This window comes from Brevundimonas pondensis (genome assembly GCF_017487345.1).
Taxonomy (GTDB): Bacteria; Pseudomonadota; Alphaproteobacteria; order Caulobacterales; family Caulobacteraceae; genus Brevundimonas; species Brevundimonas pondensis.
On sequence record NZ_CP062006.1, the window covers coordinates 2,850,227 to 2,868,674 of the forward strand.

Genomic DNA, 18,448 nt, shown 5'->3' on the forward strand with positions numbered 1-18,448 from the left:
CCTTCTATATTGTTACTTTGTAACAGTCGAGAGGGGTGACGCCGATTCTGCACGCCGTCGCCGTATCCGGCTGAGCGCGACAGGCGTCACGCCCAGGTAGCGGGCGATGTCCACCTGCATCAACCGCGCCGCCAGATCGCCCTGCTCGGCGATGAAGCGGCGATACCGCGCCTCGGCGGACAAACACAGAAGGTCATGCTCGCGAACCTCCTTCTTCAGCGCCATCGCCTCGGACATCTCGAGAAAAAGCGCCGAAAGCTCGGCGTCGCCCGCCATCGCTGCGCGGAACCGGTCATAGCCGAGGATCAAGACTTCGGACTGCTCAAGACAGGCGGCGGAAAAGGCGCTGGTCCCGCCCGCGATCTGCGACCGCCGTGAACCGAACACTCCGGCGTCGGCGATGAAGCTCTTGATCCACTCCTTGCCGTCGTGGGTCAGGTAGGACAGCTTCACCAGCCCGCCCCGCAGAACATGAATGTCGCGCGACGGATCGCCCTGCCGGAACACCACCTCGCCCTTCTCGAAACGGCGCCCCTGAACATGACGCGCCAGGGCCGGATCGGACCTCAGCCGCTCTACCAGACGATCAAGGGCCACGCCCCCTCCTTAATATTGCGCTCAAACGAGCACGCGCTGAACCTGGGTTAAGTCGCCCCTGCGCGCCGCAGAGCAGAACCCTGCCTCCACACCTTAGTGCAGAGGCGCCCATGTTATCCCACCCTCGCAAGATACTGCTGACCGGCGGAACCTCCGGTATCGGCCGTCACCTGGTCGACCGACTGTGCGACGCAGGACATCAACTGGTCGTCCTGGGCCGATCAGAGACGGCTCTGGCGAGACTGAAGGCCGAGCGCCCGGCGGTGGCCGCCTATCGTTGCGACCTGTCGAACCAGCAGGACGTCCAGGACGCGGCCGCATTGATCTGGGCCGACCATCCCGACCTTTCCGTCCTGATCAACAACGCCGGCGTGCAGTTCACCCCCCAGTTCCATCAAGCCGGCTTTCGCTTTGACAGCATCGGTTATGAGACCACGGTCAATTTCCTGGCCCCCGTCTGGCTGACCGCCCTCAGCCTGCAGGGCCTGCTGGCCCACCCCGACGGCGGCCATGTGGTCAATATCTCCTCGGGCCTGGCCTTCTATCCCAAGACAACCTCTGCGGTTTACTGCGCCACCAAGGCCGCGCTCCGCTCCTTTTCCCAGAGCCTGCGTTATCAGCAGGAAGGCGGCGTCAGGGTGATCGAGGTCATACTGCCCGTCGTCGATACGCCCATGACCCAAGGGCGCGGCAAGGGAAAGATGCCCGCCGCCACCGCCGCCGATCACATCATGAAAGGCCTCCGGCGAGGCCGCCCCGAAATCTATGTCGGCCGTGCGCGGCTGATTCCCCTTCTGGCCGTGCTGGCCCCCTGGCTTATCCGGGACATCCTGCGCCACGGCTGAAGGCTCGGTCGCGCGCTCGCCCCCTTGCGGGTGCGCGACAAATCAGGCCAAATCCAGCCAGCAACGCCGCCTGTGCAGGGTTTTAGCCCCCGAAGTCGCCCTTTCGCGTTGACTCTGGCGCACCCTTCCGTATATGTCGCCGCTCTTCGCCCGCAGGGTCTCCTAGCGGGCGCATTCTTTTTTGCGTTCACGCTGAGGCTTCCAAATGTACGCGGTGATCAAGACCGGCGGAAAGCAGTACCGGGTTCAACCGGGCGATGTGATTGTTGTCGAGAAGATCGACGGCGACGCTGGCGCTGCCGTCAATTTCGGTGAAGTCCTCATGCTGGGCGGCGACAAGGGTGTTACGGTCGGCGCTCCGCTGATCGACGGCGCCGCTGTCGCAGCGACGCTGATCGAGACCCGCAAGGGCGAGAAGGTGAAGATCTTCAAGAAGATCCGTCGTCAAGGCTATCGCCGCACGAACGGCCATCGCCAGATGGAATCGGTCCTGCGCATCACGGGCATCGAAGGCGCCGGCGAGAAGGCCAAGTGGGACGGCAAGGTTGAGCTGATCACCAAGGCCGAGATCAACGCCCGCGCTCGCGGCCTGGCCCCGCGCGCCGAAGCCTAAGACATTCACCGGCGCCGGGATCGGCGCCTAGCAGGACGAAGGTCGCGCTCAAGCAGCCCGCAAGGGCGGTAGCGCACCAAGGAAGAGGAGCAGCAAGATGGCTCACAAGAAATCCGGTGGTTCGTCGCGTAACGGTCGCGACTCCGAGTCGAAGCGCCTTGGCGTGAAGAAGTACGGCGGCGAGAAGGTTCTGGCCGGCAACATCCTCGTGCGTCAGCGCGGCACCACCTTCCACCCGGGCGACAACGTCGGCCTGGGCCGCGACCACACCCTGTTCGCCACGGTGAACGGTTCGGTGAAATTCACCACCAAACGTGGTGGTCGTTGTTACGTGTCGATTCTCGCGGCCAACGACGACGCTCAGGCCATGGCCGCCGAGTAACGCGAACTGGACCAAATCCGGGATCGCGTTGCTCAAGAAGCCGCGATCCGGACCAGGGAAATTTTCCGCGGGGAGTCTGGATCACCAGGCTCCCCGTTTGCGTTTCCCCGCCTCGCTGACCGCCCGAGCCCTGATGAACAAGGACGGCGGTCGCACCAGAGGGGCGTGACCCATGTGCGTGATTGAAACTTCTCCCGTCGTCGAAACGCGGCGCCTCATCCTGCGTGCGCCCGGCGCCCAGGACGTGACCCGCATCGCCGCCCTGGCCAATGACCGCGACATCGCACGCATGACCAAGCGGATGCCCCACCCGTTCAAGGTGGAGGACGCCGAGGACTTCGTCCTGCACGTCGCGGCCCAGGACCCCAGGCGCGCCAACACCTTCGTCATCGAGCACGAGGACCTGGGACCGGTCGGCGTCATCGGCCTGTTCGAGAGCGAGGACGCCGTGCCCGAAGCTGGCTACTGGATCGGCCGCGAATTCTGGGGCCGGGGTTTCGCGACCGAGGCTCTGGAGGGGGCCCTGGTCTGGGCCTCGAAGCGCTGGAAGCGCCGCGCCCTGGTGGCCGGTCACTTCGCCGACAATCCCGCCTCGGGCCGCGTGCTCGAGAAGGCCGGCTTCCTCTACACCGGTGAGACCCGCCCCGCCTTCAGCCAGGCGCGCGGCGCGATCGCCGACACCCGAATGATGGTCTGGTTGGCCTGATAGAACACTGATTTCACGGGAATTTCGGTCAGCATTGCAGTTTTTTCAGAGATCGGAAAAAAGCCTGTTGACCGCCCGAAAGGTCCCCCCTATTAGTCCGGGCCTCGGCGGGGCGACCCACCGGGCCCAGGTGGCGGAATTGGTAGACGCGCTGGCTTCAGGTGCCAGTGGCTTAACGGCCGTGGAGGTTCGAGTCCTCTCCTGGGCACCACATTCTCAAACGGCGTCGCATCCGATCGGATGCGGCGCCGTTTGTCATTTCAGCCCTCCCCTTTATCGGCTGCGACAGCAAAGGTTGGCGCTGTGTCCTAGCGATAGCGCGCGGTTCGTCTATGTTGTCGCCCTGAACGACGTCCAGAGTTTCCAAGCATGACCGTTTACCTGCACGAAGGCGACCTGCCCGACGGCCTCGACCTCGGCCCCGAGGTCGCGATCGATTCCGAGACCATGGGCCTGCGCTTCCGTCGCGATCCCCTGTGCGTGGTGCAACTGTCGTCGGGCAATGGCGACGCCCATGTCGTGCGGCTGAACCGCCCCGGCTATGACTGCCCCAACCTGAAGGCCCTGCTGGCCGATCCCAAGGTGCTGAAGATCTTCCACTTCGGACGCTTCGACATCGGCATGTTCGATCTGCACCTCGGCGTCGAGACCCGCCCGGTCTATTGCACCAAGATCGCCTCGAAGCTGGCCCGCACCTACACCGACCGTCACGGCCTGAAGGACGTGGCGCGCGAACTGGCCGGCGTGGACATGTCCAAGGCACAGCAGAGCTCGGACTGGGGCTCGCCGGCCCTGTCGCAGGCCCAGTTGGACTACGCCGCCTCGGACGTCCTCTATCTGCACGCCATCAAGGCGAAACTGGACGTCATGCTGGAGCGCGAAGGTCGCGCCGAACTGGCCCGCGCCTGCTTCGACTTCCTGCCCACCCGTTCGCGTCTCGACCTGGCCGGTTGGGACGAGATCGACATCTTCGCCCACGCCTGAGGACGAGCATGAGCGACCGCGACGCCCAGGAAGCGCGCAAGCGGGCCGACGAGGCCCGGGTCGCCCAGGCGGGCGAGCGCTGGCGCGCGCGTTCGCGTCGGGTCAAGCTGTATCGCCGCGTCCTGCCCATCGTCATCCTGATGCTGGCGGGCGGGGCCCTGACCTGGACCGTGTTCCGCACCGTCATGTCGGGGGTCGAACGCAAGGCCAGCGAAAGCCGCGAGATCCGCCTCGACAACCCCATGTTCCATGGCCAGGACGCCCAGGGCCGCTCCTTCGTCGTCGGGGCCAAGGGGGCCATCCGCGACCCGGCCACAGGGCATTTCCGCCTGGTCGGACCACTGCTGAAGCTGAACCTCGGCGGGCGCAAGGTGACGGAACTGACCGCCGACGGCGGCACCTATATCGAGACCAGCCGCAAGGTGGTGATCGGTCCGAACGTGAAAATTTCGGATGGCGGCTCCGGCTTCGTCCTGACCACGCCGGAAGCCGTGGTCGACACCAACACCGGCGTGGTGACGGGCGACAAGGGCGTCCAGGGGCAAGGGCCCCTTGGAACCATAAACGCTTCGTCCTATGCCATCTATGATCAGGGCCAACGGGTCGTCTTCAGCGGCCAGGGCGACAACAAGATGAGCGGGACCATCAACCCCGCAGGATCCGACAGATGACCATGTCCAAGTCGAACACCATGATCGCAGGCGCCGCCCTGCTGCTGGCCCTGACGATTCCGGCCTCGTCGGGGGCGCAAAGCCGCGCCGACGCCTCGAAACAGCCGGTCCAGTACGGCGCCGACGGCGGCGAATACACGCCCAACGGCTTTTCCCTGCGCGGTCGGGCCGAACTGACCCAGGGCGGCAACCGTCTGCGCGCCGACGCCATCACCGGCGTCACGACCAACGGCGACCTCAGCCGGGTCGAGGCGGTCGGCAACGTCTACTTCGTCACCCCGGACCAGAGCATGCGCGGCGACCGCGCCGTCTACACCCTGAACAACGCCGAGGTGGTGGTGACGGGCGACGTCATCCTGACTCAGGGCAAGAACGTCCTGACCGGCAATCGTCTCGTCTATAACGTCCGCACCGAGAGCGCCCGCATGGAAGGCGGCTCCGGCCGCGTCCAGGGCGTCTTCTATCCGCAAGGGAACTGACCCCGCTTGGCGCGCAAGGAACTCTCAGCCCTCAACCTTGATCAGGCGGCCGTCGATGACGCGTCCCCCGTCGAGGCCGCGCGCCAGACCGGCCTGCGCGTCGAGCACATCGCCCGCAGCTTCGGCCAGCGTCAGGTGGTCAAGGACGTGTCCCTGACCGTCCAGCGCGGCGAGGTCTGCGGTCTGCTGGGTCCCAACGGGGCGGGCAAGACCACCTGCTTCTACATGATCACCGGCCTGATCCCGGCGGACAGCGGCTCGATCTGGCTGGACGGCCAGGAGATCACCCAACAGCCCATGTATCAGCGCGCCCGCATGGGCCTGGGCTATCTGGCGCAGGAAGCCTCCATCTTCCGCGGCATGACGGTGGAGCAGAACATCAAGGCCGTGGTCGAACTGCGCGAGAAGACCGCCGCCGGCGTCCGCGAGGAAACCAGCCGCCTGCTGGAAGAGCTGCGCATCGACCACCTGCGCCACGCCCCGGCTACCGGCCTGTCCGGCGGCGAGCGACGCCGCGTCGAGATCGCCCGGGCGCTTGCCGCTCGCCCCAGCTTCATGCTGCTGGACGAACCCTTCGCCGGCATCGATCCCCTGGCCATCGCCGACATCCGTCATGTGATCCGCTATCTGTCCAGCCAGGGCATCGGCGTGCTGATCACCGACCACAATGTGCGCGAGACCCTGGACATCATCGACCGCGTCTCGATCATCTCGGCCGGCTCGGTCCTGTTCGAAGGTACGGCTGACGAAGCCGTCCATGACGCCGAGGTGCGCCGCGTCTATCTCGGCGAGATGTACGCCTGACGCGTTGCGACCTTCTGGCGAACGCCCTGTTCGCCAGACGTTAAGGTCTCTGCCGCACGATCCCAGCAAGAACCGGGCCAATCGCGCCCGTCGGAGGGATTGAAACGCCGTGATCGGTCAGAGGCTGGAGGTCAGACAGGGTCAGGGGCTGGTCATCACGCCCCAGCTGCAGCAGGCGATCAAGCTGCTGCAGCTGTCGAATCTCGAGCTGGAAGCCTTTGTCGAGGGCGAGCTGGAACGGAACCCCCTGCTGCAACGTGACGAGGGTGATCCGAGCGGCGATGGCTCCGCCGAGCCGCCCGAAACCGCCCCCTCCTCTGACGCCGCCGAACTGCAGTTCACCGAGCCTTCGGGCGAGGCCGAACGCGCCATGGATGCGCGTACCGAGGACCTGTACGATGACGCGCCCGGCGAACGCGACGCCGAGCGCAAACGCGACGCGGGCGAAGCGGGCGAGCAGCCCGGCCTGTCCGACTGGTCGCGCGCTGGCAACGGCGGCGGCATGGACGGCGAGGATATGGAGCGTCCCGACACCCGCGACGTCACCCTGTGGGAGCATCTGCAGGCCCAGGCCTCGTCGGCCGGATTCAGCGCCGCCGACCACGCCATAGCCCTGACCCTGATCGACGCCACCGACGAGGGCGGCTACCTGCGCGGCGAGTTGCAGGAAATCGCCGACCGACTGGGCGTGGACCTGGAACGAATCGAGGCGGTTCTGACCGTCTGCCACGGATTTGAGCCGACCGGGGTCATGGCCCGCTCGGCCCCCGAGTGCCTCAAGCTGCAACTGATCGAACGCAACCGCTTCGATCCGGCGATGGCGGCGCTTCTGGACAATCTGGAGCTGCTGGCCCGCCGCGATCTGCCGGCCCTGCGCAAGGTCTGCGGCGTTGACGCCGACGACCTGACCGACATGATCACCGAGCTGAAGGCCCTGACGCCGCGCCCCGGCGCCGGTTTCGGCGGCGAGCCGGCCCAGACGGTCGTGCCTGACGTCCATGTGCGGCCCGACCCCGCCGGCGGCTGGCGCGTCGAGCTGAACAGCGAGACCCTGCCCCGCCTTCTGATGGACAAGCGTTATCATGGCGTGGTCGCGGCAGGCGCGCGATCCGAGACCGAAAAGGCCTATGTCGCCGAATGCGCCGCCCAGGCCAGCTGGCTGGTCAAATCTCTGGACCAGAGGGCCAAGACCATCCTGAAGGTCGCCTCCGAGATCGTGCGCCAACAGGACGCCTTCCTGGCTTTCGGCGTCGAGTTCCTGCGCCCCCTGACGCTGAAAACGGTGGCCGACGCCATCGAGATGCATGAATCGACCGTCAGCCGCGTCACCTCGAACAAGTATGTCGCCACCCCGCGCGGGGTTTTCGAACTGAAATTCTTCTTCACCGCCGCGATCCAGTCGTCGGACGGAGGAGCGTCTCACTCGGCCGAAGCCGTCCGTCACCGGATCAAGGCCATGATCGATAACGAGGCCGCAGACGGCGATGTTCTGAGCGACGACCGGATCGTCGAAATTCTCAATGAAACCGGCATCGACATCGCCCGGCGCACCGTGGCGAAATACCGGGAAGCTCTTAGAATTCCGTCCTCTGTCCAGCGCCGCAGACTGTTGAAGGCCGGCTGATCACGGTGCGGCGAAGCGTCACCACAAATCGGTGATCGGCGTTGACACCAAACGCGACCCGTCGCGTTCTATGCCTATGCAGATCCAAGTCAGCGGCAAGCAAGTGGATGTCGGCGAAGCGCTAAGCTCGCGCATCTCCCAGGAACTCGAAGAGGGAGTCGGCAAGTATTTCGCCCGCGGCGGCGAAAACGCCGAGGTCGTGGTGTCCAAGGACCGCCACGGCTTCCGCGTCGATTGCTGGGTCCGTCTGGCTTCGGGTCAGAGTCTGGTGACGACCGGCTTCGGCGGCGACGCCCAGGCCGCCTTCGCCGACAGCCTGGACAAGCTGGAGAAACGCGTTCGCCGCTACAAGCGCCGCCTGAAGGATCACCACATCGGTCCCAAGGGCCTGTCGCCCGAGAAGACCGAGGACGCGGCGCGCGAGATCGCCGCCCTGACCGTCTTCCGCAATCCGGACACGGTCGAGGACGAGGCCTTCGGCGACGCCGGCGCGCCTGACGAACCCCCGCCCGTCGGCATGGTCATCGCCGAAACCGAAGCGGAGATTCGCACCATCACCGTCGGTCGCGCCGTGCTGGAACTGGACATGACCGGCTATCCGATCGTCATGTTCCGCAATGCGGCCCACGGCGGCCTGTCGGTCGTCTATCGCCGCCCTGACGGCAATGTCGGCTGGATCGATCCCGAGCGGACTCTCAAGACGACGAACGGCTCGGGGTCGTAAGACTTCCCCGCGGGGGGCGAAGGCGCTAGAAGACGCCTCGCCCTTCCGCAATGTCGGGTACCAAGGTTCGGGGTGATTATGGACATCGCTGATTTGCTGTCGTCGGGCGGGATCGTCCTGCGGGGCGGCGTGTCATCCAAGCGTCAGGCGTTGCACACCGTGGCCGAGGCCGCGTCCGTGGCCCTGGGCATTGACGAGGATCGGGCGCTGGACGCCCTCCTGGAGCGAGAGGCGCTCGGCTCGACGGGTCTCGGCTCGGGCGTCGCCGTGCCGCACGCCCGCATCAAGGGCCTGGACCGCGTCTGCGCCGTCTTCGTCCGGCTGGAGACGCCCGTCGCCTATGAGTCGCTGGACGATCGCCCTGTCGATCTTCTGTTCGCCCTGTTCGCGCCGCTGAACGCCGGCGCCGAGCATCTGCGTGCGCTGGCGGCCGTGTCGCGCGCCATGCGCTCGCCCGAGCTGCGCGAGCACCTGCGCCAGGCCCGCACCATCGACGCCGTACGCGCCCTTTTCGTCAAGGATGTCCCGGCCAGCGCGGCCTGAGCCGAGATTTCAGGCCCCTCGGAACGACGCGCAACCAGGCCGGAAGGTCAGTCGCCCGCCAGACATCAGTGAACGGAGACCGGCTCCAGTTCATGGGCCGCAGCGGCCGCAAATGCGGTCTCGCGATCGAGCATGACGGCCAGACGCTCGCCGTCGGCGCCATGTACGGCGTAGAGGATCTGATCGGGATCAATATCCACGCCGGGGCCCACCTCGACATGGGCGTCTTCCATCAGGTCCGATGCGCGGATTGCGCGCACATAGACCAGGTCGGGCGCGCCCAGGCCCGCGAATTCTGACTTGTTCATCATCGGCGTCATAGGACCGCCTCCTTACGCTTGACTGAACGCCCGGCAAGCCGAGCGGTTCGACGGCTGGATTCAGCCCGTCGTAATGGGAATACGCCGGACCTGACGGTCCTGCTCCGGCCGGACCAGGTCGACGTGCAGCAGACCGTGCTCCAGTTTCGCCTCGGCCACCTCAAGCCCGTCGGCCAGGACGAAACTGCGGACGAAACCCCGTGCCGCAATGCCGCGATGCAGGAAGGCCTGTTCGCCTCGCCCGGCGTCGTCGCGCTTGCCGGCGATGGTCAGTTGGCGCCCCTCCAGGGTGACGGCCAGTTCCTCGGGCGAAAACCCGGCCACGGCCAGGCTGATGCGCACTGCGGCTTCGCCGACCTGCTCGACATTATAGGGAGGGTAGCTTTCCGCCGCCGCCTTGGCCGCACGATCGATCAGGGCGCGGGTATGGTCGAACCCCAGCAGAAAGGGACTGTCGAACAAAATGGCGCGCGTCGTCATAAGGTCCTCGCAAGAAGCGACCCGGCCATCCGCGCCCTCCCTGAAGCGGCAAGGACGCGCGGCCGTTTGCAACAAATGGTTATGGGCGGCCACGGGGTCAACTGTTCGTCTGGGCGCATCCCCGTTCACGTGACATACAGGTTGGAACCTTCACTGTAGGGCCACGTTTTTCGGCCTGACCGATCCACTTCAAAAGGACATCCCATGCGCGCCAAGCTCATCGTCGCCAGCGTCAGCATCGCCGCCATGCTCGGCGCCGGCGCCTGCACCACGACCGATCCCTACAGCTCGACCCCCACCCGCAACAACACCGGCACGGGCGCCATCGCCGGCGCCCTGGGCGGCGCCCTGCTCGGCTATCTGACCAATACCTCGAACGGCGAACAGGGCCGCAAGAACGCCCTGATCGGCGCCGGCATCGGCGCCTTGGCCGGCGCGGGCGTCGGCCAGTACATGGACCGCCAGCAGCGCGCTCTCGAAGCCGAACTGTCGGGCACCGGCGTCGGCGTGGCCCGTCAGGGCGACACCCTGGTGCTGCGCATGCCGTCCGACGTGACCTTCGCCACCAACCAATCGAGCCTCGACAGCCGCTTCCTGCCGGTTCTGGACGACGTGGCCCGCGTGCTGAACGAGTATGACCGCTCGATGGTTGATGTCATCGGCCACACCGACGCCTCGGGCGGCGACGCCATCAACCAGCCGCTGTCGGAGCGCCGCGCCTCGTCGGTCGCCTCCTATCTGATGGACCATGGCGTGATCCGCGAGCGCCTCTATGTCGCCGGCAACAGCTCGCGCAATCCGATCGCCGACAACACGACGGTCGACGGCAAGGCCAAGAACCGCCGCGTCGAAATCCTGATCCGCCCGTTCACGGGCTGAGCCGGCGGGATCGCCGAAACGACAAAGGGCGGCGCTTCGGCGCCGCCCTTTTTGCTTTCCGCCTCGCGCCTAGCGGGCGCTTTCGGGCCGCCCGATCGAACTGTAACGGAAACCGCGCGCCTTCATGTCGTCGGGGCGGTAGACGTTGCGCAAGTCGACCATGACCGGCTGCTTCAGCAACAGCTTGACCCGATCGAGGTCCAGGGCCCGGAACTGATCCCATTCGGTCAGGATGACCACCACGTCGGCGCCCTCGACCGCCTCATAGGGGCCATCGCGGAAGACAACGCCGTCCAGAAGCTTGGCGGCCTCGTGCATGCCCTCGGGGTCGAAGGCCTGGACCGTCGCCCCCATGGCGATCAGGGCCGGCGCCACGTCCAGCGACGGCGCATCACGCATGTCGTCCGTATTCGGCTTGAAGGTCAGGCCCAGCAGGCCGACCGTCTTGCCCTTCAGGTCCGTCGCCCCCAGGGCGGCGGCGACACGATCGGCCATGGCCTTTTTGCGGGCGTCGTTGACCTCAACCGTGGTCTCGATCAGACGCAGCGGCGAGCCCGCGTCGGTCGCGGTGCGCACCAGGGCCAGGGTGTCCTTGGGGAAGCAGGAGCCGCCGTAACCCGGTCCGGCATGCAGGAACTTGCCGCCGATCCGGTTGTCCAGACCGATGCCGCGGGCCACCTGCTGCACGTCGGCCCCCAGGCTTTCGCACAGGTCGGCCATCTCGTTGATGAAGGTGATCTTCAGCGCCAGGAAGGCGTTAGCGGCGTACTTGGTCAGTTCCGAGGTGCGCCGGCCGGTGAACAGTATCGGCGTCTCGTTCAGATTCAGGGGGCGATAGAGTTCGGCCATCACGGGGCGAGCGCGCTCATCCTCAAGACCGACGACAACCCGATCGGGGCGTTTGAAGTCGCCGATAGCGGCGCCTTCGCGCAGGAACTCGGGGTTGGAGACCACGGCGAAGTCTGCGTCGGGGCGGCGGGCCCGGATGATGCGCTCGATCTCGTCGCCAGTGCCGACCGGCACCGTGGACTTGGTGACGATGACCGTAAAGCCTTCGATCAGGTCAGCGATCTCTTCGGCGGCGGCATAGACATAGGACAGGTCGGCGTGGCCGTCGCCGCGACGCGACGGGGTGCCCACGGCGATGAAGACGGCGTCGGCCTTGCGGATGGCGTCGGCGCCGTCCAGGGCGAAGGACAGGCGGCCGTCGCGCACATTGGCGGCGACCAGATCCTCGAGCCCCGGCTCATAGATCGGCATGCGGCCGGCGTTCAGCTGGTCGATCTTGGCGGCGTCCTTGTCGACGCAGGTCACCACGTGGCCGAAATCGGCAAAACAGGCCCCGGAAACAAGCCCGACGTAGCCGGTGCCGATCATTGCGACGCGCATGCGCTCACCCTCTTGATGCAGTCAGGCCGAGATAACGCCCAAGCATGACATTCGCCAGTCAACCTAACGGACTGGCGACAAAGAAAAAGGGCGGCCGACCCGAATGGATCGACCGCCCTTAATCTTATCGACCTTCGAGGTCATCGGGGCCGGTCTGAACCGGCCCCTCCGAGCCTTAGAAGTTGATGTCGATGGTGGCGCGACGGTTGAGCGGCTCGCGCACGCCGTCGGCCGTGGCCTTGGCCAGAGCGGTTTCGCCCTTGCCGTCGAGGGCGATGACGCCGCCGTTGACGCCTTGAGCGACCAGGGCGTCAGCCACGGTGCGCGAACGACGGTTCGACAGGCCGAGGTTGTAGGCCGGCGCACCCGAGGTGTCGGTGTGACCGACGATCAGGATGCGGGTCGGCGCGCCCGACTTGGCGTAGTTGGCGGCTTGCGTCACCACCGAGCGGGCTTCCGCCGTCAGGTCCGAACGATCCCAGTCGAAGTAGACCACGAACTGACGCGCGGCCGGCTTGGCCGGAGGCGGCGGAGGCGGCGGCGGGGCGGCGGGGAGGCGGCGGGGGCGGCGGCGGCGGGGGCGGGGGCGGCGGGGAGCCGCCGGCTCGGCGCCGAAGGCGTAACGCAGGCCCAGGGTCACGGTGTGCGACTGGTCGTAGTCGCCGGTCCACTCGCCGAACGGGATGGCGCCAGCGCCAGCCACCGACGAATCGAAGGCGGCGTCGCCCGTCAGGTAACGATAGGTCAGGTCGATGTTGGCGCGGTCGCCCACAGCCCAGGCCAGACCCGCGATCGCCTGAGCGGCGAACTTGGTCGAGCTGTCGTCAGCGACGAGGCTCACGGCGGGGGTGGCGCGCAGACGGCCGACCGTGTCGGTGCTGACGCGGTTCACGCCGACGCCCAGACCGACGAAGGGACGGATGCCCCAGGCTTCCCAGCCGAAGTCGTACAGGACGTTGGCCATCAGGGAGGTCGACTCGATGTCGCCTTCCGGCGAATGGCAAGACCGGTGGCCGGGGTCAGGTTGCACAGGCCCTGGGTGCCTGAGACGGCGCGAACGCGGCCGATGTCGCCCGAGCGGTAGCCGCCTTCGAGTTCGACGCGCCAGTTCGGGTTGAAGCGGTAACCGAGACGGGCGAACGCCGCCCAGCCGTCGTTCACTTCCCAGTTCCAGTTGGCGCCGGTCGTGGACGATTCCGCATTGATGTCGTCGATGATGTGGTAGCCGGCGTCGATCGCGCCGTACCAGCCATCCGGCTCAGCCGAAGCGGCGCCCGCCGACAGGGCCAGAGCCGCCGCCGCGCTAGATGCCAGGATCAAACTCTTGACGCGCATATAGCGGCCCTCCGAGATCTGTTGTTCGTGGACGACGGATACGTCGCCTACGTCACTCCTAACAGCGTTGCCGTGCATGGTCGAGACGCAAACAACGCACTTACCGAAGGTTGCAACACACCGTGACCATCAAGCTACACCGATGAAAGAACTTAAGATTGGCTTTACCTTCACTGCAAAGCGGAGCCGGTCTCGGCTTCATCGCCGAACAGTGACGGAAATTCGCTCAGCTGCGTGAACGCAGAAACGATATGATAAAGCGACCCCGCCGGGCGCGGGTTCTTCTATGAAGCCTCCCGTCTGCAGACGCTTGTCACGCCAAAGACCGTCCGTCGTCAGATAGAGCCAGAGCGCTCGCAAGGCCGACGCCGCATCCTCCATATAGACGCCGCGCTCCGCCTCGACCGTTTCCTGCGCCATGACCAGGGCCGCCCCTCAACCATTCCGTCTGCGGCCACAGACGGGCGCGCGTCGTGCGAACCGAGCCGTCGTCATTCAGAGCATCAACCGCAACGCGATGGCGTTCGCTGACGCCTTCACGCCCCGCCGCATAGAGACGGCGCGCCGCCTGCAGCGCATCGGCATCATTGTGTCGGCGTCCGTACTGAACAAGCAACCAGGCCCACTCGAACTGATGCCCCGGCTCGACGACACGACCGTGATCTTCGCCGATCGTGCGCCAGGCCTCGTCAAAGAACTCTCGCAAACGCCCCGTCGCAGGATCGATAAAGACCGCCTGCGCAAGGCCCGCCATGCGGCTGGCCAGAGCGCCCCAGGCGGGTCGTCGCTCACCGCCTCCCAGGCTGACGCGGCTTCCAGCATGTGCATGTGGGCATTGGACTGGAACGGGAACTCGCCCCCTTCGCGGAAGGCGCCGTTCTCCATGGCGCGCGCTTCGAGCGCCTCCCTCACGGCGACGGCGCGCGCCTCGATTTCCGGCTCCACGATCCCCGCCTTCAAGGCAGTCGCCAGAGCAAGCAGGTAGAAGGCCTGATCATAGACCAGGGCTGTCTCGTCCAGGGGCTTGTGGTTCACGTCGAGCAGGGCCCGCATCTGACCGTCCCCGCGCAGGAACTCGACCTCAAGGCTGGCCAGGCCGTTTCGCACGGCCCGCGCCCATGGCCCTCGCCAGCCCAGCAGCCCCGCCTGGGCGAAGACATAGATCTGGCGCGCCTGCACTCGCGCGCGCCGCGACGTCGGCACCGCGCGTCCATCGAGCGCAAGAGACTCCGCAAACGCCCCCTTCGTCCTGCCCCAGGCTCGACCAGAGCGGCAAGGCCTTGAGCCGCAGCCAATCGCGCAACCGTCGCGCGCCCGCGTCCAGCGGTTCTTCGACACAGCGGACGAAATCGACATGTTGAGGCGAAGAGCGGCGGATGCGCTCAACGACCTTCTTCACATCCTGCGCCCGGGACAGGTCACAAACCAGCACGGCGTCGCGCTCGGCGACGATCGCGAGGTTTCGCACGCCCACCGCTGCGACCAGCATGCCGTCAGCCGCCCGCGCCAGACAGCCCTCTGCGTCCTCGAAGACATGGCCGCCGATGTCGCCCTCGCCGCTGGCGGCGATCATGTCCCAGGCCCCGAGATCGGACCATGCGAATCCACTTCCAGCACAGAGGCGAGGTGGGTCTTCTCCATAATGGCGTAATCGACCGAAACCTTGGGCGCGTGACGGAAGGCGTCGCTCAACTTGAGCACAGTCCCGCCGCGCCCGTGCGCGACCGCCGTCTTTGCCGCATTTTCGATCGAGGGAGCGTGGGTCGCCAGTTCCTTCAGGAAGACCGAGGCCGAAACGATGAAATGCCGCTGTTCCAGAGATAGCCGCTTTCAATATAGCGACGCGCCGTCGCCTGGTCGGGCTTCTCGACAAAGGCCGTCACCGCCGACAGGCCCGATCCCGCCGGATGGATATAGCCATAGGCGGCCGACGGATGGGTCGGCTTGACTCCGAGCGTGACGATACGCGCGGACCGCGCTTCGTCCGCGGCGGCCAGGACCGCTTTGCGGAACGCATCATGATCAGGAATGTGATGGTCCGAAGCGACGAACGCGTTGACGCCGTCAGGATCTCTCGCCGCGGTCCAGGCCGCGGCCGCGGCCATCGCCGCGGCGGAATCGCGCGCTTCGGGCTCCAGCAGCACCTGAGCATCAATCCCGATCTGCTCAAGTTGCTCGATAATGGATCGCCGGTGATCAACCCCACCCACGACCAGCAGACGTCCACCCGCCGACACCAGGGGAGCGGCTCGCAGCGCCGCCTCCTGAAACAGCGAGCGGTTGCCCGCCAGCGGAATGAACTGCTTGGGCCGCGAGGGACGCGAGGCTGGCCAGAGACGCGTGCCGCGCGCCGCCGCACATGATCACAGGGTAGAGAGTCATCATGCTTGGATAGCCCACTTCACCTCGATTGAAAGTGTTGTTTTGGTTGCAATCGCAGCGCGTTTCGAGCCCCGGCGTCGAGGTACGTCGTGACTCGCGCGGCCTTCGACGCTATCGAGCGGCCATCATGCAAGAGACCGAACGGCAATCCGAGGAACGCAGCTGGGAAACGGCGAAGACGCTCGCCGAGGCCCTGCCCTATATTCAGGTCTATGACCGCGAGACCGTGGTCATCAAATACGGCGGCCACGCCATGGGCGAGAGCGCCGTGGCTAAAACAATCGCCGCCGACGTGGTGCTGCTGAAGCTGATGGGCGTGAACCCCGTGGTGGTCCACGGCGGCGGCCCGCAAATCAGCGCCATGCTGGACAAGGCGGGGTCAAGTCCGCCTTCGTCGACGGCCTGCGCGTCACCGACAAGGACACCATGCAGGTGGCCGAGATGGTCCTGTCGGGCGCGGTCAACAAAGAGATCGCCCACTGGATCACCGTCGCCGGCAAGGAAGCCGACGTGCGCGGCGTCGGCCTGTCGGGCAAGGACGCGGGCCTGCTGACGGTCGAGAAGACCAAGCGCACCAAGCGCGACCCCGACAGCATGATCGAACACGAGGTCGACCTGGGCTTCGTCGGCGAACCGACCAGAGTCGACCCCAAGCTGATCAAGGGTCTGATCGCCTCCGAGACCGAGGACTGGGTGCCGGTCATCGCCCCCATCGGGGTGGCCGAGGACGGCATGACCTATAACGTCAACGCCGACACGGTGGCGGGCGCCGTGGCCGGGTCGCTGGGCGCCAAGCGCATGCTGCTGCTGACCGACGTGCCGGGCGTCAAGGGCGCGGACGGCGAGATCATCCGCCAGATGAACCTGGAAGAAGCGCAAGGCCTGATCGACACCGGGGTCGCCAACGGCGGCATGATCCCCAAGCTGGAGACGGCCATGGCCGCCGTGCGTTCGGGCGTCGAGGCCGTGGTCATCCTAGACGGACGCCGCCCCCACGCCATGCTGGTCGAGCTGTTCACCGAATTCGGCGCCCGGCACCCTGGTGAAGGCCCAGTGACCGTCACGCCGCTCGCGGCGACCACCGAGATCGGCGCCGACCTGCGCGTCCGGTCCTGGGTGTTCGACCTCGACAACACCCTCTACCCGCCCGAGACTCAGTTTCTCAAACAGGTCGAGCAGCGCATCAACCACTATGTGGTGCGCACCTCGGGCCTGGAATCGGCCGAGGCCCTGGCGGTGCAGCGCGGCTATCTGCACGACTACGGCACCTCGCTGGCCGGGCTGATGATGCACTACGAGATCGACCCGCACGACTTCCTGGCCGAGGTCCACGACGTGCCGCTGGACGTGCTGACGCCCGATCCCGGTCTGCACGCGGCGCTGGAGCGGCTGAGCGGCCCGCGCCTGATCTTCACCAACGGCTCGATCGGCCACGCCCGTCGGGTGATGGAGAAGCTGGAGCTGACGCGCTTCTTCGACGGAGTTTTCGCCCTGGAAGACGCCGACCTGATCCCAAAGCCGGACCCGCGCACCTTTGACAAGATGCTGGCCCGGTTCGGCGTCGATCCGACCACGGCCTGCTTCTTCGAGGACACGCCCAAGAACCTGGAGCCGGCGCACGCCATCGGCATGACCACGGTTCTGGTCGGGCCCAAGGCTTTAGTCGCCGAGGGCGATCACATCCAACACCGGGCCGCCAGCGTCGGCCCCTTCCTGACCACCGCCATGCTGGACGGAGATCCGCAATGACCGACCTGACCCATCTGGAATCCGTGATCGAAGCCGCCTGGGAAGCTCGCGCCGAGGTCTCTGCGGCCACGCGCGGCGAGGTGCGCGACGCCGTCGACACCGCCCTGGCCCTGCTGGACGCAGGGCAAGCCCGCGTCGCCACGCGCGGCGAGGACGGCGTCTGGACCACGCACCAGTGGCTGAAGAAGGCGGTGCTGCTGTCCTTCCGCCTGAACGACAACGTCATCATGCGCGCGGGCCACGCCCCCACCCTGCCGCTGTCGGCCGACCACCCGGTCGCCGTCGGTCCCTTCTGGGACAAGGTGCCCAACAAGTTCGGCGACTGGAGCGCCGCCGACTATCAGGCCGCCGGCTTCCGCTCGGTGCCGGGCGCCGTCGTCCGCCGCGGCGCCCATATCGCCAAGAACGTCGTGCTGATGCCGTCCTTCGTGAACATCGGCGCCTTCGTCGATGAGGGCTCGATGGTCGACGCCTGGGCCACGGTCGGCTCCTGCGCCCAGATCGGCAAGAACGTCCACCTGTCGGGCGGCGCCGGCATCGGCGGCGTGCTGGAGCCGCTGCAAGCCAATCCGACCATCATCGAAGACGGCTGCTTCATCGGCGCCCGCGCCGAGGTGGCCGAGGGCGTCATCGTCCGCGAAGGCGCGGTCCTGGCCATGGGCGTCTATCTGTCGGGCTCGACCAAGATCGTCGACCGCGCCACCGGCGAGATCTTCCGCGGCGAAGTCCCGGCCTATTCCGTCGTGGTGCCGGGCGCCCTGCCCGATCCGAACGGCGGCCCGTCGCTGTACTGCGCCGTCATCGTCAAGCGCGTCGACGCCCAGACCCGCGCCAAGACCGGCGTCAACGAGCTGCTGCGCGACTAGAAACCGGCAAGCGGAAAAGCTCCGACCACGCTCTGAAACAGGCTCGCCAAGCCGGCGAAATACGGCCTAATAGCGA

21 protein-coding genes, 1 tRNA gene and 3 pseudogenes are annotated in these 18,448 nt (G+C 66.5%); 16 read left to right on the forward strand and 9 right to left on the reverse strand.

The window, feature by feature from the left end:
- Positions 1–12 precede the first annotated feature (12 nt).
- The gene (locus tag IFE19_RS14280) at positions 13–597 is read right to left on the reverse strand and encodes a Crp/Fnr family transcriptional regulator (RefSeq protein WP_207823378.1); all 585 of its coding nucleotides are present in this window, start codon (positions 595–597) and stop codon (positions 13–15) included.
- A gap of 110 nt (positions 598–707) precedes the next feature.
- Here IFE19_RS14280 and IFE19_RS14285 point away from each other — a divergent pair, with 110 nt between their 5' ends.
- From IFE19_RS14285 to IFE19_RS14340, 12 genes and pseudogenes are all read left to right on the forward strand, one after another.
- Positions 708–1,442, forward strand: a complete 735-nt coding sequence (locus IFE19_RS14285) for an SDR family oxidoreductase (RefSeq protein WP_207823380.1) — start codon at positions 708–710, stop codon at positions 1,440–1,442.
- 205 nt (positions 1,443–1,647) lie between these two features.
- Positions 1,648–2,222: pseudogene (rplU, locus tag IFE19_RS14290) on the forward strand (50S ribosomal protein L21).
- Entirely contained in the window at positions 2,153–2,437 is a 285-nt protein-coding gene (rpmA, locus tag IFE19_RS14295) for a 50S ribosomal protein L27 (RefSeq protein WP_207823383.1), read from the forward strand. Before rplU ends, rpmA begins: the two are co-directional and overlap by 70 nt.
- 172 nt (positions 2,438–2,609) lie before the next feature.
- Complete coding sequence (locus tag IFE19_RS14300) at positions 2,610–3,143, forward strand: GNAT family N-acetyltransferase (protein ID WP_207823387.1); 534 nt, start codon at positions 2,610–2,612, stop codon at positions 3,141–3,143.
- Positions 3,144–3,267: 124 nt separating this feature from the next.
- Positions 3,268–3,354: transfer RNA gene (locus IFE19_RS14305), tRNA-Leu, on the forward strand.
- Between the two features lie 158 nt (positions 3,355–3,512).
- Positions 3,513–4,127, forward strand: a complete 615-nt coding sequence (locus IFE19_RS14310) for a ribonuclease D (protein ID WP_207823389.1) — start codon at positions 3,513–3,515, stop codon at positions 4,125–4,127.
- Positions 4,128–4,135: 8 nt separating this feature from the next.
- The gene (gene lptC, locus IFE19_RS14315; protein ID WP_207823391.1) at positions 4,136–4,798 is read left to right on the forward strand and encodes an LPS export ABC transporter periplasmic protein LptC; all 663 of its coding nucleotides are present in this window, start codon (positions 4,136–4,138) and stop codon (positions 4,796–4,798) included.
- Positions 4,795–5,277: an LptA/OstA family protein gene (locus IFE19_RS14320; protein ID WP_207823394.1), complete on the forward strand. Its 483-nt coding sequence runs from the start codon at positions 4,795–4,797 to the stop codon at positions 5,275–5,277. The genes lptC and IFE19_RS14320 overlap by 4 nt, the downstream gene beginning before the upstream one ends.
- 6 nt (positions 5,278–5,283) lie before the next feature.
- On the forward strand, positions 5,284–6,081 hold the full coding sequence (gene lptB / locus IFE19_RS14325; protein ID WP_207823396.1) for an LPS export ABC transporter ATP-binding protein: 798 nt from the start codon (positions 5,284–5,286) through the stop codon (positions 6,079–6,081).
- 109 nt (positions 6,082–6,190) lie between these two features.
- Positions 6,191–7,705 (forward strand): RNA polymerase factor sigma-54, encoded by a 1,515-nt coding sequence (gene rpoN / locus IFE19_RS14330; RefSeq protein WP_207823398.1) that lies wholly within the window; start codon positions 6,191–6,193, stop codon positions 7,703–7,705.
- Positions 7,706–7,781: 76 nt separating this feature from the next.
- Positions 7,782–8,429, forward strand: coding sequence for a ribosome hibernation-promoting factor, HPF/YfiA family (gene hpf / locus IFE19_RS14335; RefSeq protein WP_207823400.1), 648 nt, complete (start codon positions 7,782–7,784; stop codon positions 8,427–8,429).
- A 78-nt stretch (positions 8,430–8,507) separates the two neighbouring features.
- Positions 8,508–8,972, forward strand: coding sequence for a PTS sugar transporter subunit IIA (locus IFE19_RS14340; RefSeq protein WP_207823402.1), 465 nt, complete (start codon positions 8,508–8,510; stop codon positions 8,970–8,972).
- Positions 8,973–9,037: 65 nt separating this feature from the next.
- On the opposite strand, the gene IFE19_RS14345 is transcribed toward IFE19_RS14340, so the two are convergent.
- Both IFE19_RS14345 and IFE19_RS14350 read right to left on the reverse strand, forming a co-directional pair.
- On the reverse strand, positions 9,038–9,292 hold the full coding sequence (locus IFE19_RS14345) for a DUF1150 family protein (protein ID WP_207823404.1): 255 nt from the start codon (positions 9,290–9,292) through the stop codon (positions 9,038–9,040).
- A 60-nt stretch (positions 9,293–9,352) separates the two neighbouring features.
- Positions 9,353–9,772 (reverse strand): Hsp20 family protein, encoded by a 420-nt coding sequence (locus IFE19_RS14350; RefSeq protein ID WP_207823406.1) that lies wholly within the window; start codon positions 9,770–9,772, stop codon positions 9,353–9,355.
- A 204-nt stretch (positions 9,773–9,976) separates the two neighbouring features.
- Between IFE19_RS14350 and IFE19_RS14355 the strand changes: the two genes are divergently transcribed.
- The gene (locus tag IFE19_RS14355; RefSeq protein ID WP_207823408.1) at positions 9,977–10,651 is read left to right on the forward strand and encodes an OmpA family protein; all 675 of its coding nucleotides are present in this window, start codon (positions 9,977–9,979) and stop codon (positions 10,649–10,651) included.
- A 69-nt stretch (positions 10,652–10,720) separates the two neighbouring features.
- Here IFE19_RS14355 and IFE19_RS14360 read toward each other — a convergent pair whose 3' ends face one another.
- The 6 genes and pseudogenes from IFE19_RS14360 to IFE19_RS17810 form a co-directional block, all read right to left on the reverse strand.
- Positions 10,721–12,040 (reverse strand): UDP-glucose dehydrogenase family protein, encoded by a 1,320-nt coding sequence (locus tag IFE19_RS14360; RefSeq protein ID WP_207823410.1) that lies wholly within the window; start codon positions 12,038–12,040, stop codon positions 10,721–10,723.
- A gap of 175 nt (positions 12,041–12,215) precedes the next feature.
- Complete coding sequence (locus IFE19_RS14365) at positions 12,216–13,004, reverse strand: OmpA family protein (RefSeq protein WP_318780452.1); 789 nt, start codon at positions 13,002–13,004, stop codon at positions 12,216–12,218.
- The gene (locus IFE19_RS18045) at positions 13,004–13,360 is read right to left on the reverse strand and encodes an outer membrane beta-barrel protein (RefSeq protein ID WP_318780453.1); all 357 of its coding nucleotides are present in this window, start codon (positions 13,358–13,360) and stop codon (positions 13,004–13,006) included. The genes IFE19_RS14365 and IFE19_RS18045 overlap by 1 nt, the downstream gene beginning before the upstream one ends.
- A gap of 328 nt (positions 13,361–13,688) precedes the next feature.
- A pseudogene (locus IFE19_RS18150) lies at positions 13,689–14,554 on the reverse strand (AGE family epimerase/isomerase).
- Entirely contained in the window at positions 14,457–14,948 is a 492-nt protein-coding gene (locus IFE19_RS17805; protein WP_225910297.1) for a hypothetical protein, read from the reverse strand. The pseudogene IFE19_RS18150 and the gene IFE19_RS17805 overlap by 98 nt, the downstream one beginning before the upstream one ends.
- 202 nt (positions 14,949–15,150) lie before the next feature.
- Positions 15,151–15,672: a sugar phosphate nucleotidyltransferase gene (locus tag IFE19_RS17810; RefSeq protein ID WP_225910519.1), complete on the reverse strand. Its 522-nt coding sequence runs from the start codon at positions 15,670–15,672 to the stop codon at positions 15,151–15,153.
- Between the two features lie 212 nt (positions 15,673–15,884).
- Between IFE19_RS17810 and argB the strand changes: the two are divergent.
- The 3 genes and pseudogenes from argB to dapD all read left to right on the forward strand — a co-directional run bounded on the left by argB (position 15,885) and on the right by dapD (position 18,372).
- Positions 15,885–16,814 (forward strand): annotated as a pseudogene (gene argB / locus IFE19_RS14375) (acetylglutamate kinase).
- 59 nt (positions 16,815–16,873) lie between these two features.
- Positions 16,874–17,506 carry a pyrimidine 5'-nucleotidase gene (locus IFE19_RS14380; RefSeq protein WP_225910520.1) on the forward strand — a complete coding sequence of 211 codons (633 nt, stop codon included), beginning with the start codon at positions 16,874–16,876 and terminating at the stop codon, positions 17,504–17,506.
- Entirely contained in the window at positions 17,503–18,372 is an 870-nt protein-coding gene (gene dapD / locus IFE19_RS14385) for a 2,3,4,5-tetrahydropyridine-2,6-dicarboxylate N-succinyltransferase (protein WP_207823412.1), read from the forward strand. The genes IFE19_RS14380 and dapD overlap by 4 nt, the downstream gene beginning before the upstream one ends.
- Positions 18,373–18,448: the final 76 nt, after the last annotated feature.